General features: G+C 61.0%; 14 protein-coding genes. 6 read left to right on the top strand and 8 right to left on the bottom strand.

The genetic code is table 11. From position 1 onward, the window contains the following. Positions 1-3 precede the first annotated feature (3 nt). Both F4X08_12520 and F4X08_12515 read right to left on the bottom strand, forming a co-directional pair. The gene (locus F4X08_12520) at positions 4-975 is read right to left on the bottom strand and encodes a D-glycerate dehydrogenase (protein MYD26626.1); all 972 of its coding nucleotides are present in this window, start codon (positions 973-975) and stop codon (positions 4-6) included. Between the two features lie 38 nt (positions 976-1,013). Continuing rightward, the gene (locus tag F4X08_12515; protein ID MYD26625.1) at positions 1,014-1,790 is read right to left on the bottom strand and encodes a phytanoyl-CoA dioxygenase family protein; all 777 of its coding nucleotides are present in this window, start codon (positions 1,788-1,790) and stop codon (positions 1,014-1,016) included. A gap of 326 nt (positions 1,791-2,116) precedes the next feature. Here F4X08_12515 and F4X08_12510 point away from each other — a divergent pair, with 326 nt between their 5' ends. Next, positions 2,117-3,157 carry a site-specific DNA-methyltransferase gene (locus F4X08_12510; GenBank protein ID MYD26624.1) on the top strand — a complete coding sequence of 347 codons (1,041 nt, stop codon included), beginning with the start codon at positions 2,117-2,119 and terminating at the stop codon, positions 3,155-3,157. Continuing rightward, a complete protein-coding gene (locus tag F4X08_12505) occupies positions 3,154-4,080 on the top strand; it encodes a hypothetical protein (protein MYD26623.1) in 927 nt (308 codons plus the stop codon). Before F4X08_12510 ends, F4X08_12505 begins: the two co-directional genes overlap by 4 nt. A 33-nt stretch (positions 4,081-4,113) precedes the next feature. Here F4X08_12505 and F4X08_12500 read toward each other — a convergent pair whose 3' ends face one another. From F4X08_12500 to F4X08_12475, 6 genes are all read right to left on the bottom strand, one after another. Next, positions 4,114-5,124, bottom strand: coding sequence for a DUF523 and DUF1722 domain-containing protein (locus F4X08_12500; GenBank protein MYD26622.1), 1,011 nt, complete (start codon positions 5,122-5,124; stop codon positions 4,114-4,116). Positions 5,125-5,156: 32 nt separating this feature from the next. Further along, positions 5,157-5,903: a phytanoyl-CoA dioxygenase family protein gene (locus tag F4X08_12495; protein MYD26621.1), complete on the bottom strand. Its 747-nt coding sequence runs from the start codon at positions 5,901-5,903 to the stop codon at positions 5,157-5,159. A 90-nt stretch (positions 5,904-5,993) separates the two neighbouring features. Beyond that, positions 5,994-7,118, bottom strand: a complete 1,125-nt coding sequence (locus tag F4X08_12490; protein ID MYD26620.1) for a mandelate racemase/muconate lactonizing enzyme family protein — start codon at positions 7,116-7,118, stop codon at positions 5,994-5,996. 2 nt (positions 7,119-7,120) lie between these two features. Then, a complete protein-coding gene (locus tag F4X08_12485) occupies positions 7,121-7,732 on the bottom strand; it encodes a hypothetical protein (protein MYD26619.1) in 612 nt (203 codons plus the stop codon). Positions 7,733-7,763: 31 nt separating this feature from the next. After that, positions 7,764-8,882 carry a hypothetical protein gene (locus F4X08_12480; protein ID MYD26618.1) on the bottom strand — a complete coding sequence of 373 codons (1,119 nt, stop codon included), beginning with the start codon at positions 8,880-8,882 and terminating at the stop codon, positions 7,764-7,766. A 34-nt stretch (positions 8,883-8,916) separates the two neighbouring features. After that, positions 8,917-10,110: a phytanoyl-CoA dioxygenase family protein gene (locus F4X08_12475; protein ID MYD26617.1), complete on the bottom strand. Its 1,194-nt coding sequence runs from the start codon at positions 10,108-10,110 to the stop codon at positions 8,917-8,919. A 315-nt stretch (positions 10,111-10,425) separates the two neighbouring features. Here F4X08_12475 and F4X08_12470 point away from each other — a divergent pair, with 315 nt between their 5' ends. From F4X08_12470 to F4X08_12455, 4 genes are read left to right on the top strand one after another with little or no spacing between them, the layout of a single operon-like run. Next, positions 10,426-11,031, top strand: a complete 606-nt coding sequence (locus tag F4X08_12470) for a cysteine hydrolase (protein MYD26616.1) — start codon at positions 10,426-10,428, stop codon at positions 11,029-11,031. Positions 11,032-11,048: 17 nt separating this feature from the next. Continuing rightward, the gene (locus tag F4X08_12465; GenBank protein MYD26615.1) at positions 11,049-12,089 is read left to right on the top strand and encodes a Gfo/Idh/MocA family oxidoreductase; all 1,041 of its coding nucleotides are present in this window, start codon (positions 11,049-11,051) and stop codon (positions 12,087-12,089) included. Between the two features lie 40 nt (positions 12,090-12,129). Next, positions 12,130-14,919 carry a protein kinase gene (locus F4X08_12460; protein ID MYD26614.1) on the top strand — a complete coding sequence of 930 codons (2,790 nt, stop codon included), beginning with the start codon at positions 12,130-12,132 and terminating at the stop codon, positions 14,917-14,919. Between the two features lie 54 nt (positions 14,920-14,973). Continuing rightward, the gene (locus tag F4X08_12455) at positions 14,974-15,501 is read left to right on the top strand and encodes an adenine phosphoribosyltransferase (protein ID MYD26613.1); all 528 of its coding nucleotides are present in this window, start codon (positions 14,974-14,976) and stop codon (positions 15,499-15,501) included. Positions 15,502-15,528: the final 27 nt, after the last annotated feature.

Here is a 15,528-nt window from a genome sequence, read left to right as displayed (position 1 = left end):
AGGTCACAGGTCGATCCGGTACAGGGGTTCCAGGCCCTGGGCGACCCGGTCCGTGTTCTCCGCGGCCGCGGCGGCCCGCCGGCGGGAGGTACCGTCCGTCACCCCGGCGATATGGGGCGTGACGACCACGTTGGGCAACTGGTAGACGGGCAGGGAAGGATCGGGCGGTTCCTGGGCGAAGACGTCGAGGCCGGCCCCGCCGATCTTCCCCTCGACCAGGGCGTCGTAGAGGGCCGCTTCGTCCACGAGGGCGCCGCGGGCCACGTTGATGACGCTGGCCGTCGGTTTCATGAGCCCCAGCCGCCGGCCGTCGATGATATGGCGGGTCTCGTCGTTCAGATGCAGGTGCAGGGAGAGGAAGTCGCTTTCGGCCACGACCCGGTCCAGGTCGTCCGGGCCGCCGATGAAGTCCGGCTCAATGTCGTCAAGCACCTCGGATTCGATCTCCCGGACGTCGATCCCCAGGATCCGCATGCCGAAGGGTTTCGCCCGGCGGGCCAGCGCCTGGCCGCTCGCGCCGAATCCCACGATGCCCAGCGTCTGGTGCTCCAGCTCGTATCCGAGCGGATTGTACATGCGGCCTTGTCGTAAATTGTCCACCGCTTCCCGGTACCGCCGCGATACCATAATGATGAACATCATGGCGGTCTCGGCCAGGGCGACGTCGCTGAACAGTCCGGGGGTATTGGCCGTGGGGATGCCCTTCGTCTTGATATAGGCCAGTTCGAAGTGGTCGAATCCCGTGCCCACGATCTGCCACAGCCGGCAGTCGGCCGCCGCGTCCATCATCTCCCGCGTGCCCCGGCTTCCGCCCTGGTCGATCACCACGTCCACGCCGGCGAACTGGGGCGCCAGGGGTCTGGCATCGTCGAGGTCCCGCAATTCGTGGCGGTCGCCGATGGCCGTCCGGATGTCCACGCACCACGGGCTGTAAATGGGGCGTACGGGAAGCAGCAGGACGTTCAGGCGTTCCATCGATTCTCCAGGAAATGAATCTCCAGTATAAACCTGGGTCAGGCTCCCGGCAGATCCACCGGGGTTGTATCCTGTACGTCGGTCCGGAACACCCAGGTGCCGTCCTTCACGTAGTGGACGGCGAAGGCCAGGCGCGGCCGGGTGTGCGACCGGTTGGCGTAGGAACCGTGCACCGTCCTGCTGGTAAAGAACACCCCGCTGCCGCGCGGCACCGTCAGCCGGACGAGGTCTTCCTCCTCGATGCCCACCACGTCGAAGGAGTAGAGCTTCTCGGTCCATTCGCGGCCGTCCGGCGATCTCATGCCGTAGTCGTTTTCCCAGCTCATGTGCTCCGGATTGGTATTCAGGGTTGTTTCCCGAAGGGTGTCCTTGTGGCTGCCCGGCGCCACGCAAAGTCCGCCGTTCTCCGGATCGGTATCGCTCATGGCGATCCAGCAGGCCATCAACGTGTCGGGCTCGTTGGGCAGGTAGTGGGAATCCTGGTGCAGCGAGATGCCGGCGCCGCCCAGTTCCTCGTCCGGCTTGGCCGGTTCCTTGGCCATGTACATGGTCTGTACGATGCGGGGCCGTCCGCCCAGGATCCGGCGGGCGACGCCGGCCACGTTGGGATGGTGGGACAGCCGGCGCCAGAAGGGGTCCGAAAGGTGGGTACGGAGCCCCTGCTTCAGGGACTCGGCTTCCGGATCGGCCTGGTGCCGGACGAACGCCTCGACTTCATCCGCCGTCAGCAGGTCCGGGACGACGAGATAGCCTTCTTCGTGGAACCGGGCGACCTGCGCGTCGGTGAGCTGGATGGAAACCAGGTTATCTACCATAAAAGCCGATCACCATGAATTCCTAAGGTGTATATTACGACCACGATACGTTCTCACTCAAACAAGGGAAAATTCATCTAATGGATGTAACGGTCAAGTACTTTGTAGAAAGGATTTAGAAACATCAATAGTAAGCCGAGAAGGTTAAACCTGTCACTAGATTCTGTTGCAAATGGAATCCACTTGACACTACCACGATAGCTTCTTCTAATAGAACTACCCTAGTCCGCGCCTTCGTTAGACTTGCTTAAAACTCATGACTCAGAAAAGCGATTAATCAACTGCACACAAAATATAATATGTGTTACACAACAATGGTTTATTGAATGTCAGTTCAACTAAGTGAAAAACAATCCACAAATTCACCAGAAAAAGGTGAGTCTTACACTCGCAATCAGGTGTCAATTCACTTTGACCATGCAGAAAGTCAATACGCAAACTGGCCACCGCCATCTTGTATAATCTCTGATGGTCCTTACGGTATCGGGGGGTTTCCTGGTGACAGTCATACCGCTGATTCATTGGCAGATTGGTACGAGCAACACATAAAAGCTTGGAGCATGTTTTCTACACCATCTACCACCCTATGGTTCTGGAATACCGAAGTAGGTTGGGCTACGGTACATCCGGTCCTTGTATCGAACGGGTGGGAGTATCGTTGTTGTAACATCTGGGATAAGGGAATAGGACATATTGCAGGAAACGCAAACACCCAGACTCTAAGGAAGTTCCCTGTAGTTACGGAAGTGTGCGTACATTATGTTAAAGCTACCAGATTTCAAGTTGATAGTGAATCTTACAATATGCAGGAATGGCTAAGGTACGAGTGGAAACGAACAGGTTTACCTTTGCGTTTAGCAAATGAAGCGTGCGGTGTACTCAATGCTGCGACAAGGAAGTACCTGACAGCCGACCATCTTTGGTACTTCCCGCCAGTTGAAACGTTTATAAAGCTGGTAGAGTTTGCAAATACACACGGTGAGCTCAAAGGTAGACCTTATTTTAGCGTGGATGGCAACAATCCGGTAACAGGTTCTCAGTGGGAAAAGATGCGAGCTAAATTTAAATGCGAAGTTGGTATCACGAATGTTTGGCGAGAACCCCAAGTCGGAGGTTCTGAGCGTATCCGTGGATCTCGCAGTGCGATGAAGTACAAATTCCGTAGTTTGCACGGGAGTCAGAAACCACTGAAATTCATTGATCGTATTGTCCGCGCGTCAACGGTTTCGGGCGATGTTGTTTGGGAGCCCTTTGGAGGTCTATGTCCCGGTGCCGTAGTGTCTTATCGATCAAGCCGAAGGTATTTTGCTACCGAGATAGTACCTGAATTCTATACTGCTGCGATAGAGAGATTGGCCGAACAATGAATAGTAACGAAAACCCAACCGTACCAGAAGCTCCAGTCAAGGAAGCACCCAACAGTGACTGGGAGCATTATCAACTTTATTGTGACGTTATAGAAGCGATAGCGAGCCTTCCAGTTTATTACCGTACGGAGACGCAGATATCTGGAATTATGGCAACTGATCTGCACACACTCAATACGGTCTTAGGAGCGACAATAGAAGAACAGGTAGTCGGTACTCTCAACCATATGCGAAATACTTGGGATCCTTTAGAAAAGTACCCTCTATACAGTTTTGTTCGACAAGCGCAGACTTTCCCTGATGTCCTATTACGTAAGGCGTCAAGTGGTGAGATCCTCATGGGAATCGAGCTCAAAGGTTGGTACCTCCTGGCAAAAGAAGCTGAGCCAAGTTTGAGATTCCAAACTACTGCCGCTGCTTGCACGAAGCAGGACCTGATTGTAGTCGTTCCATGGGTTCTCGGTAACGTAATAAGCGGTTCACCTATACTCTTTGAACCGTATATTGAATCTGCAAAATTTGCTGCTGAGTTTCGCAACTACCACTGGCAACATATTAGAAGAACTCAACTGAGTACGGTCATAAATATCCCAAACGGAATTGCTCCTTACCCACAAAAATCAGATCCAGTATTAGATAAACCTGAATCTGACGGTGGAGGGAACTTTGGTCGTTTAGCTCGTACTGGGATTATGGATTCTTACATGACGAAGTTAAACGACGTACAACTAAGTGGAATCAAAACAGTGTTTTGGCGCGAATTCCTTAAAACATTTCAGGAAGGAACAAACGACGAAGAGGCGCGAACAGCAATTTACCGACTGAAACAGAAAGTCCAGCAAACATCCGATGAACTTTCCCCCACAGTTAGTTCAACACTGGGAATAGTCGCAGAACTTGATCGACTATTAGACTCAACTTGATAACAGTATTTCTTGCGGAACTCGAGATCAGGGCTACAACTGGTTGAGCAGCATCAGTTCGCCGGGAAAGGGTTGGAGGTAGGTCTGGTCCTGCAGGTAGGTGATGTCGAACTCGCGCACGTAGTGCCGCAGCATGACCACGGGCACGATCAGGGGCAGTAGCTCCTCGTGGTACTTCTGGATCATGCGCGTCAGTTCACGGCGCGTACGGGCGTCGAGCCGGTCGGAGACATAGCCCGCCATGTGCTGCAGCACGTTGGTGTGATTCCGCCGGGACGGCGTTCTTTTCATGACGCGGTTGAATTCGCCCAGGTAGGCGTCCGACAGTTCCCCGGTGGTGGCGTAGCGTTCCGGTTTCGCCAGCAGCCGTCCGAGACGGCGCGTGCCCTCCTGGCTGTGCGCCATGAGGAGGTACTTGTAGGCCCGGTGATAGCTCATCAGCGATTGCCGGGTCAGGCCCGAATCGGCGAGCTGCAGCCAGCGGTAGCAGGCGAAAACCCGGCTGATGAAGTTCTCCCGGACCCGCGGGTTATGCAGCCGCCGCTCTTCTTCCACGGGCAGATGGGGCAGGGCATCCATCAGCCGCCGGGCGAATATCCCGCGCCCGTTACGGAGCGCGGCGCCCTCAGGCTGGACCACGGGCACCCTTCCCATGCCGCAGGAGGGTGACCGGCTCTTCAGGATATAGCCGCTGAGCCGGGCCTGCTCCAGGGTCTGCACGCGTTGGCGGGCGAACCAGTCCACCATGTCGGTGTGGTCGACCCCGTTTTTCGTCAGCATCCGGACATCGCCGTCGACCCGGGTCAACTGCACGGTCTCCCGCGGGGTACCCATGCCTGCTTCCACTTCCGGACACACCGGGATCCACTCCACGTAACGGCCGACCACGTCCACCAGGTAGTCGTCGCGCTTGTGCCCGCCGTCGTAGCGGACGCGCTCCCCGAGCAGGCAGGACGAGATGCCGATGCGTACGGGCATTTCGGCCCGATGGATATCCATCATGGACAATTCGCTCATCTCGTTCAACTCGCTCATCTCGCTCATCTCGCTCAGGGCAGGACGTCGGTCATGTTACGCTACCAGCGGTCGATTGCGCCGAGCAGCAGTTTCTGTTCCCGGGTTCCCTTCTCCCGCATGGCGGTCACCCGTGGGCCGTCGAAGGGTTCCCGGGACTTCATCCAGGCGTTCTGGTAGCACATCAGGCAGACCTTGCGGTTGCGGTCCGACTGGTTGGCGGCCCCGCGGTGAAAGAGCCAGCCGTCGAACAGGACGGCCTGTCCCGGCCTCGCCAGTACATGCTTCTCGTCCGGAAAACGGGCCTGGGTCTCCGGCGGCTTAAAGGGCGCCCGGTGGCTGCCCGGCACGATGACGATGGGTCCGTTTTCCATGGTCAGCTGGTCGAGGTAGTACCCGCAGTTGATCTGGCCCGGCTCGTTGCCGTAGGGCGGCGGCTCCGGATCCTTGGGCCAGGGTATGTCCCTGTGCCAGTTCTGGTCCGGTTCGCCCGGTTTCGTAACCCGCGCCGTCGCGCTGTGCAGCTGGATGCAGTTGCCGAGTATGGCCTTCATGCGGTCCAGGACGGGTGGGTTGTCCAGCAGGAATGCAAACCGTTGGTCCTCTTCCAGTAGTTGGTGAATGAAGGACTCGCCGCGCCGGGTGAAGGTCTCGTCGAGGGCGTCCCGAAGCTGCTCGATCTGCCCGGAGGTCAGCGCATCTTCCACGATCAGATAGCCCCATTTCAGGAAGAAGGCGGCCTCCCGTTCCAGTTCGGGGGTCAGGTCCGGGTTCATTCGCGGGCCGACGATTTCGGCATCATATCCCATGGTATCCGTGGTCTATTGGAATCCCAGGTCGGTCATGTGCTTCTCGGCCGGCAGGCGTCCCGGCCGGCCGCGCACATTCCCGGTCCATGATCAGAAGAAACCGAGGTCCTCCCGGGCCGCGCGCCGGGCTACTTCCTCGTCCAGCGTAACGCCCAGGCCCGGCGTCATGGGCAGGTCGATATGCCCGTCCCGGATCAGGTCCCGTTCCACCGTCAGCGTATTCCACACTTCGTCGTCCAGGTGATGGAATTCGAGCACCTGGAAGTTGGGTACTGCCGCGCACAGGTGGCACACGGCCATCGTCCCGATGGGGCCGCAGATGTTGTGCGGTGAAATGGGGATGTAGTACATGTCGGCCAGATCGGCAATCTTCCGGCCCTCCAGCAGGCCGCCCGCCTTGGCGTGATCGGGCGAGATGATGTCCGCCGCCTGCGCCTCGATGAGGTCCCGGAATCCGTGGCGCGTATAGAAGTTCTCCCCGGTGCAGATGGGGACACGCGTGGCCTGGGTGACCTTCGCCATGGCCTCGATGTTCTCCGGCGGCACGGGGTCCTCCAGCCACATCAGGTCGAGGTCCTCGATGGCGTAGGCCACCTTGAGGATGTCCACCGGAGCGTAGTTCCAGTGGGCGTCGATGAGCAGGTCGGTATTGGGATCCAGGGCCTCCCGCAAGGCGGTGATGACGTCGACGAAGTAGGCCACGTCGTGGTTGCTGATGGTCCGGTTGTACCGGTCCCGCCGGGAAGGCTGCGGATCGATGTCGAACTTGATGGCGTCGAAGCCCCGGGCTTCCACGGCCTGGGCCTTCTCCGCGTAGGCTTCCGGCGTTTCTTCGTCTCCCGCGTGACAGTCGTTGTATACACGGATGCGGTCCCTGAACTTGCCGCCGAGCAGTTGCCAGATGGGCACGCCACAGGCCTGTCCCGTGATGTCCCACAGGGCCATTTCGATCCCGCTGATGGCGCTCATGACCGCACCCTGGTAGAATCCGGAGGCGGACATGGAACCCATCATATCGTGAAAAAGCTTGTCCACGTTCCGCGGGTCCTGGCCGATGAGCGCCCTTTCGACCAGCCGGGGATCGGTGGCGATCTGGTGGACACCGGCGCCGTGATAGGCCTCGCCGATGCCGACCAGCCCCTCGTCGGTCTTCACCTTCACCAGCACCCAGGGCATGGGATGGAGCAGTACGGCCCCCACGTGTGTTATTTTCATGCTCATTGCATCCTGGTCAACGCATCCCGGGTGTTGAGAAAGGGAACCGATCGTTCAAGGAAGGTCTCCAGCAATTCCCCGGGCGTCAGATCGGACGTGTCGATGTCGAACTTCCGGTGGATCCACGACTGCGCGACCTCTTCATCGAACCGTTCCAGGATGCGTTCGACGTCCTCCGCCGGGACCAGTTGCCGGGGATGGGGGTCCGTCTCCATGCGCCGCCGGATGACCTCCGGACGAGCGTGGAGATGGACGAGGATCGCGTCGTCCGGCATGTCCGGTTCGTACTCGCGCACCGCGATGTTGATCCCCGGGTAATAGTACCGGGGTCCGTACACCATTTCCTCGATGTGGAACCCGCCGAGGAGAATGTGATCGAACTTGTGCATCAGGCGGACGTGGTACACGATCTGGAACCGCTGGAACCGCTCTTTGATGGCCGGCAGCATGTCGATGAATCCCTGCTGCTCCGCTTCGTCGAGGTGGTACGCGTCCGGTATGGTGAAGTGGTCGTCGAGGTGGTGGTGGACGCCCCGTTCGTTTCCCCAGGCGTAGAGGCCGTCGATCAGCGTCGTGACCCCGGCGTATTCGCAGCCCACGGCGATCAACCGCATGGACGCTCCTTCCGTGGTTCCGCATGGCGCATCAGTTCAGCTCCTCGTGTTGCTGCGTGTACCGCTGCAGCGCGTCGTAGTCCAGGTCGCAGCCGAGTCCCGGTTTCATCGGCGTGGGCACGTGTCCGTCCGCGAAGGAGATGGGCTCTACGATGAGATCGTCTTCCCGGGTCCACCCGCCGACGAAATCGGAGGCCATGGTGCAGTTCGGCGCGGCGGCGGCGGCGTGCACGAAAGAAGTGTCCGAGATCCCCAGGTCGTTTCCGGAACCGTGCCAGCAGGGAAGGCCGGCCGCGGCGGCCACGGCGGCGTTGCGCTGAAAGCCGAACATGCTGCCGCCCAGGTTCACGCAGTCCACCACGCCCCGGCCCCCGTCCGCCTGCAGGGCGCGCACGACCCCTTCCCCGTTCCCCAGGTGCATGGCCAGGGGGAAGGGGATGGCCCGGTGGATCTCCTCGTAGCCCGCGATGTCCGTCTTGGGTATGGGATCCTCGAAGACCTCCACGTTGCCCAGGGTTTCGAGACGGCCGGCCAGCTCGATGGCCTGGGCGGCCGTGTAGAACCGTTCGTTGGGGTCCACCGTCACCTTGAATCCCGGACCGGCCACGTCGCGCATGGCCTTCAAGCGCTCGTACATGGGTTCTTCGAGCCGACACTTGATCTTGACGCCCGTGAATCCCAGGCGCAGCCCTCTTTCCACGGCCTTTGCGCCGTCCTCCGGCGTCTGGTGGCCCATCCAGTAATCGGCCCGGACCCGGTCCCGGACCGCGCCGCCCAGGAGGGTGTGCACGGGCAGCCCCCGGACCCGTCCCACCAGGTCGAGCACGGCCATCTCGTAGGCGTCGTAGGCCGGCCCCGCTCCCACGGTGAGGTCGTCCGCCGCCCGTTCGGCGCGGCGCCCGAAGATGTCCTGCGGCGTGATTTCCTCGGGATCGCGGCCAATGAGCAGCCCTGCCCCTTCTCGGACCTGTTCGATGGGCAGGCCCCGGCCGGTCTCCCCGATCCCGGCGTACTCGGTGTCGGTATCGACCCGAATGATGTGCTTGGGCACCTCGTCCCACCCGGTCTTCTCCGCGTATTCCGGACTGTGCACCCGGCCGGGTATGGTGGGTACGACGACGGTCCAGACGGAAACTGCGGTGATCTTCATCGTGGTCTCCCCGGGAGGGCGCGATAGCGGCTCGTCAGTTGTTCCGCCATCCCGCCATGAAAGATCCCATATTCAGGCCGGAAGGCATTTCCTCGAAATAGTAGTGCATGGGATCCGACTGGAATCCCGGCACGTACTGGAGCGCATCGGACTGCATTTGTTCGTCCAGCGGCTCGAAGCGCCGCCAGAGCGTGTCCAGCTCGCCTTCGGTGAACCGTGGTTTCAAGTCTTCGTCGTGCGAGATGTCGCTGCCGTAGTGCGGTCGGACCGGATGGGTGGCGAACCTCATCTTGTACACGATCTTGGAAAGGAGCACGGCGCATACGATCCGTCCTGATTCACCGGGATGCAGCGCGGCGACGCCTTCCTGGAAAGCGTCCTCGTCGCCGTCGATGGCCGCGCGGAAGATGTACTCGATCCGGTCGGTCTCATCGTCATATCTGCGCCGGATGTCCTTGAAAACCGTCTGCATATCGGAAGGCAGGCATTCGATGAAGCCGAGGTCGCGGAAGGTCCGGTTGACGTAGGGGAAAATCGGCCCGCCGTAGGAACGGAAGCCCAGGTGGATGGTGCGACGGGTCCTGGCGCTGTAGTCGCTCCCCCAGTGCAGGATCGTGTTGGTATAGACCACACCGTCGCCCGCGTTGAGCTCGACCTGCACGCCGCCGGGCAGCGGTTCGCGGGGGTTTTGTGCCAGGCAGCGATTTTCTTCGGCCGTGTTCCCCCTGCGGTGACTCATCGGCACGACCCAGAGCACGTTGTCATCGTAGAGGGGGATGTTCCACTGGAGGTAACCGGGCGCGTTGTGCAGCAGGTCGTCCTGGAGACCCCGCAGCGGCGCCTGGTCTATGGGGTGTATGTCCCGGTGCCACGGCGCCGGTCCGCGGTCGGTCACCGGGTTGCACATGAAAAAGAAACCCGTGTTGCCGGCGGCTTCCGCGCCCATGATGCGCCGGCTGACGCCCATGGTGTTCTCGTGGAGGCAGAATGCCATCGTATTGGCCGTGTCCCCGTCCACGAGGGTCTCGAAATTCAACCTGGGCTGGTGGCCGGTTTCCCACGCTCCGCCAGGCGGATCGTCCGGTTTTCTTTCCCGGGCCCAGATCTCCCGCTGGCGGTCCACCAGGCACTCGAAGCTGTCCCTCAGCGGACCGAGCCAGTCAGGGGGAACCACTCCACGAAGCACGACGAAACCGTCTTCGAACAGTTTCCGAGGATCGAAATGCATGTAAGGTTTACCGTAAAACGATGCGACGCGGGACGATGCCCGCGCCGTAGAACAGGGTTAGCATTCAATCTACACCGGTCCACGGGAATGTCAAGGGCGGGAAGGCAGAAATATCCGTATTGATATAAAGGTTTTTTGACGGGAACGAAATTCCACCGGCAACTACTGCACCGACTGCACCGACTGAGCAATTCACCTTGCCCGAAGCCGGACTTAACACATGATTGATAGAGAAGAACAACGCGTTTCCACGGGTCAAAGTGGAACGACATTCTTTCGCCTTCAGACGAATCACCTTCAGTCGAAAGCAGGTCCATGGCTGACCAGACAGACTGGCGCCGGTTTGTGCTGTTGCTCATCGATGTCCAGCGTGATTTCTGGCCTGCAGCAACCGCGAAGGCATTTCCGGATTTCCCGTCGAATGTCGAAAGGCTGCTGGAATATGGCCGATCTTCGGGCCTCGACATCGTGCATGTGCGGGCGGAGTTCGAATCGGACGGGACGGACTGGATGGCGCCTTACCGCGTCAAGGGGGAGACGCCCTGCGTCCGGGGAACGTCCGGCGCCGGCGTGTTGCCTTGCGCCGCCGAACGGACCGGAGAAACGGTCCTGCGCAAGCAGACCTTCGATGCCTTCCTGCAGCCGGACCTATTAACCCATTTACATCGCGCGCGTAAATCCTTTATACTGGTTGCGGGACTGGAAACTTCCGTCTGCGTGCTGTTGACCGCGGCTTCCGCCGTGCAGCGCGGGTTCCTTGCCGCGGTCGTCGAGGACTGCTGCGCCGACGATCCATTCAAACATGCGGCGGCGATCACCGCTTATCCCTTCGTCTTCGAGCGGACCTCCCTCGCCACGATGGAAACCGACCACGGCCGGTGGATGACCATGTTGAACGACCTGCAAAGCTCCGGAGGCTGACCGTGAATCAACGGACCGTGGACCCACTGAACGTAGGCATAGTCGGCCTGGGCTGGGTGGCCGGGGCGCATATCGACGCGTTCAAGGCCGTGTCCGGGGCGGACGTCACCGCCGTCTGCTCCCGCAGGACCCATGACGACGCGGCGCTTTCGGATCAGTTCGGCACGCCGCTGAAGTCCTGCGTCGATTACGACGACCTGCTCTCCGACCCGGACATCCACGTGGTCGACATCTGCACGCCCCATCCCTTTCACGCCGATCAGGCCGTGGCCGCCGCGGAGGCCGGCAAGCATCTCATCATCGAGAAGCCCATCGCCCTTACGCCCGGGGACGCGGCGCGCATCCAGTCCGCCGTGGACCGGGCCGGCGTGTCGGTCTGCGTCTGCTTCGAATGTCGCTACAGCGCCCATTTCACCCTGATCCGATCCGTCATCGACCAGGGGCTTCTCGGCGATCTGCACTACGCCGAAGTCGACTACTATCACGGCATCGGACCGTGGTACGGGCAGTACGACTGGAACGTGAAGAAGGCCATGGGGGGGACCAGCCTGCTGACGGCCGGCTGCCACGCCCTCGACGCCCTGTTGTTCTTCATGGACGGCACGGTGGAGGAAGTCACCAGCTACAACACCAAGTCTTCAAGCCCCCACTTCGCGCCGTACGAGTACGACACGACCAGCGTTTCCATGCTGAAATTCGAGGGCGGAAGCCGGGTCGGCAAGGTGACCTCCTGTATCGACTGCCTGCAACCCTACTATTTCCACGTACACCTGGTGGGCAGCAAGGGCAGCCTGCTGGACAACCGGTTCTACTCCGAAAAGATCCGGGGGATGGACCGAAGCCGGTGGAGCACCCTCGAGACCTCGCTGATCGATTCGGGCGACGTGCAGGATCACCCTTACGAGCCCCAGTTCCAGGCCTTCGCGGACAGCATCCGAAGCGGCGGCTCCATGCCCCTCACCGACATGGCCGCCGCCTACGAGTCCCACCGCGTCGTGTTCGCGGCCGACCGGTCCGCGGCGGAGGGCCGGCCCGTGCGCCTGGACGAGCTGGACTAGCGATCGGCAGCTGGACTATCTATCGCCATGGAGTAAGCGCATGCAACAGGGCGACGCCGTCCTCCATTACCGCATCGAACGCACGCTCGGACGAGGAGGCATGGGTGAGGTCTACCTGGCCGAGGACACCCGTCTGAAGCGGCGGGTTGCCCTGAAGGTGCTGCCGGAGGACCTGTCCCGCGACCCCGCGCTGCTCCAGCGTTTCCGGATCGAGGCGGAGGCGGCCGCCAAGCTGAACCACCCGAATATCGCCCAGGTGTACGCCATCGAGGAAGCGCGGACGGGCGGACCGGGCGAGCCGGGCGGTTCCGCCACCGTGTACTTCATCACCATGGAATACGTTTCCGGCCGGCCGCTCCACGAGCACCTGTCCGGTACGCTCCTCCCGCTGGCATCCTTCTACGACTGGTTCATGCCCATCGTGGAGGCCCTGGACCACGCCCACGAGCGGGGTGTGGTGCACCGGGACCTGAAGCCTGCGAACGTCATGATTTCCGACGACGGCGTCCCCAAGGTCCTGGACTTCGGCCTGGCCCGGGTCGTCTCCGGGCCTTCCGACGAAACCGATGGCGCCGGGCCCACGATGAGTCTCACCCAGGCCGGCACGGTACTGGGCACGCCGGCGTACATGTCGCCCGAACAGGCGACTGGCAACAACGGCGATCACCGGAGCGATATTTTCAGCCTGGGCGTCATGATGTACGAGGCGCTGACGGGCGTCCGGCCCTTCACGGGTGATAACTACGTGTCCGTCATCAGCAGTACCCTGAAGGATGACCCGGAACCGGTGAGCGCGGCGAACAGTAAGGTGCCTCCCCTACTGAACCGGGTCGTCCGGCGCTGCATGGGCAAGGAACCCAGGTCCCGCTACCAGTCCGTGCTCGACGTGTGCCATGACCTGTCCGACAGCCGGAACGAACACGAGGCGGGGCCGGCGGCCGGTACGGCCGGCGGCGTATCGCAGCCGGGGTCCGCCCTTACCCTCCTGCGGAATCCAGTCGTGCTCGGTGTCTGCGCCGCCTGCCTGGTCGCCGGGTCGCTGATCGCCGCGGCGCTAATGGGTACGGTGAATGAGAATCCCGGCGCGACGCTGCGCAAATTCCAGATGGGCATGGACAACCTGGGCCGCGACAACGCGGCCATCTCGCCGGATGGTTCGATGCTCGCCTATGTCCACGAAAACCACCTCTGGGTACGATTTCTTGACCAGGACGAGGGTCGGGCGATTCCCGGAACGGAGGATATCGAAAGGGTATTCTGGTCACCCGACAGCCGCCATATCGGATACGTTGCCAGACGGTCGCTCTGGAAGGTCGCGGCGGACGGGGGCGGTCAGATACATCTCTGCGATCTGCCGGAACGGGGTCTCATGGGGATCTCCTGGGGCGGTGACGGCCAGATACTCTTCAGCACGGCCGGCGTAAGGCCCGGCGGCGGGATATTCGCCGTATCCGAAAACGGGGGTGACCTGGCCCTGTTGCTGGAACCGGACGGGACGAATGACGAAAGGGCGTTGATTTCCCCTCTCGTCCTGTCCGAGTACGGCCTGCGTCTGTACACCGTGGTCTCGTCCTCGGGCGATCCGCAGGTGATCGCCGACCTCAGCGAAAAGTACCGGGGGAATGGGGATCTGAGTATGATGATCTCGATGGCCCGGATCACGGCCTCCCGCATTGCCGTGGAGTTCCCCGGACCGCCCAGTCCGTCCCGGTCCGGCCGCCGCATACTGTCCCTGGAGGGCGACTTTCTCGCCGTTGCGGGATATGCGTCGGGTCACCTCCTGTACTACCGGGAGACCACGACCCATCCCGAGGATGACCTCTGGGCCGTTCCCTTTTCGCCGGGATCCGGTGAAATGACGGGCGAGGCTTTTCTGGTTGCCCGGCACGTTAATTCGCTGAGCGTATCCGACGACGGGATCATGGTTTACCGGAAAACCTACCAGTCACCCAAGCACCTCGCCCTGGTGGATCGTCGCGGCCGGATCGACCGGATCATCAGCGAGCCCATGGAAGAGATCAGAGAACTGGTCCTTTCCCCCACTGAAGACCAGGTCATAGTGGAAAGGGAGGAAGGGGGACAGTCCGCGCTGTGGCTGTACGAGCTCGATAGCGGTATCGGTACCCGGCTTACCTTCGCGGATCTGAACTACAGCAGACCGAGCTTCACACCGGACGGCGGCTCGATCGTGTTCACGGTTACCCCGGCCGTAAACCCCGGGCGTTCGAGGGAGAATGCCCTTTTCATGCGCTTGGATCTCGACGTCCTGGACGAAATGACGGTCTTTTCCGCCGATTCGCTGAGGGGTCGGGGACCCATGCTCTCCAGTGACGGCCGGTTTCTCGTTTATTTCCACCAGGGGCAGGTTCGGTATGTTTCAACGGAAGAAGGCGCCGAATCCCAGGTGCTCGTGGCTGACCAGGGACGCGTGGTTCAGGCCGCCCTTTCGCCGGACAACCGCTACCTGGCCTACGTATCGAACCAGGGGGCCGGCTGGCAGGTTTTCGTGACCCGGTTTCCCACGAGTACGGGACGATGGCAGGTTTCGTCAATCAGTGGATGGACGCCCCGCTGGAGCCCGTCGGGCGATATGTTGTATTTCGTTGAGGGCAACAGGCTGATAGCTGTACCCGTGGTGGAAGGCCAGGGTTTCCGGTTTGGCCGTCCCGAAACGCTCTTCGAAGGCGTCCCGGTCGGCGCCGACGACCTGCGGTTTCCCGGTTACGAAGTGTACAGGGGAGGGGAATCGTTCATCATCGCCGCCAACGCGGAAGAAGCCCGCCCTTCCCTCACCATCGTGCAGAACTGGATACGTGAATTCGAACAGTGACCTGCGCGGTCTGCACCGCATCGGGTTTCGAAGGTATCTGAATCGAGGTGTGAATTGGACGTCCTGAAACAGAAGATCCGCAACGTGCCGGACTTTCCCATTCCCGGCATCAACTTCAAAGACGTGACCACGCTCTTCAAGGATCCCGCCGCCTTTCGCAAGGCCGTGGATCGTTTCGTCGATGAATACGCGGAGCGTTCCATCGATCTCGTGGCCGGAATCGAGGCCCGGGGGTTCATCCTGGCGCCGGTGCTCGCCTACCACATGGGAAAGGGAGTCGTTCCCTTGCGCAAGCCCGGCAAGCTCCCGGCGGAGACGCGGCGGATCGAATTCGAACTGGAATACGGCACGGACGCGTTGGAAATGCACCTGGATGCCGTGAGGCCCGGAGACCGCGTGCTCATCGTGGACGACCTGCTGGCCACGGGGGGGACCGCGACGGCGGCGTGTCAGCTGGTCGAAGACGCGGGCGGGGTCGTGGCCGGCGTAGGGTTCCTGATCGAACTATCCTTCCTGGACGGCCGGAAAAAGCTGGGTGAGCGTCCCGTATTCTCGCTCCTCGAATACGGCGCCGACGAGTAATTCTGCACCGCAGCCGCCGGTCAACCT

Source organism: Gemmatimonadota bacterium (assembly GCA_009841265.1).
Lineage (GTDB): Bacteria > JAAXHH01 > JAAXHH01 > JAAXHH01 > JAAXHH01 > JAAXHH01.
Note: the sequence above shows the minus strand (reverse complement) of the source record. Positions and strands in the feature narration are given on the sequence as shown.

What these genes read in the sequence shown, in the direction of transcription:
- F4X08_12520 (MYD26626.1), bottom strand. Translation starts at nt 975, where the DNA reads ATGGAACGCCTGAACGTCCTGCTGCTTCCCGTACGCCCCATTTACAGC.
- F4X08_12475 (MYD26617.1), bottom strand. Translation starts at nt 10,110, where the DNA reads ATGCATTTCGATCCTCGGAAACTGTTCGAAGACGGTTTCGTCGTGCTT.
- F4X08_12480 (MYD26618.1), bottom strand. Translation starts at nt 8,882, where the DNA reads ATGAAGATCACCGCAGTTTCCGTCTGGACCGTCGTCGTACCCACCATA.
- F4X08_12500 (MYD26622.1), bottom strand. Translation starts at nt 5,124, where the DNA reads ATGAGCGAGATGAGCGAGTTGAACGAGATGAGCGAATTGTCCATGATG.
- F4X08_12485 (MYD26619.1), bottom strand. Translation starts at nt 7,732, where the DNA reads ATGCGGTTGATCGCCGTGGGCTGCGAATACGCCGGGGTCACGACGCTG.
- F4X08_12495 (MYD26621.1), bottom strand. Translation starts at nt 5,903, where the DNA reads ATGGGATATGATGCCGAAATCGTCGGCCCGCGAATGAACCCGGACCTG.
- F4X08_12515 (MYD26625.1), bottom strand. Translation starts at nt 1,790, where the DNA reads ATGGTAGATAACCTGGTTTCCATCCAGCTCACCGACGCGCAGGTCGCC.
- F4X08_12510 (MYD26624.1), top strand. Translation starts at nt 2,117, where the DNA reads ATGTCAGTTCAACTAAGTGAAAAACAATCCACAAATTCACCAGAAAAA.
- F4X08_12505 (MYD26623.1), top strand. Translation starts at nt 3,154, where the DNA reads ATGAATAGTAACGAAAACCCAACCGTACCAGAAGCTCCAGTCAAGGAA.
- F4X08_12490 (MYD26620.1), bottom strand. Translation starts at nt 7,118, where the DNA reads ATGAAAATAACACACGTGGGGGCCGTACTGCTCCATCCCATGCCCTGG.
- F4X08_12460 (MYD26614.1), top strand. Translation starts at nt 12,130, where the DNA reads ATGCAACAGGGCGACGCCGTCCTCCATTACCGCATCGAACGCACGCTC.
- F4X08_12470 (MYD26616.1), top strand. Translation starts at nt 10,426, where the DNA reads ATGGCTGACCAGACAGACTGGCGCCGGTTTGTGCTGTTGCTCATCGAT.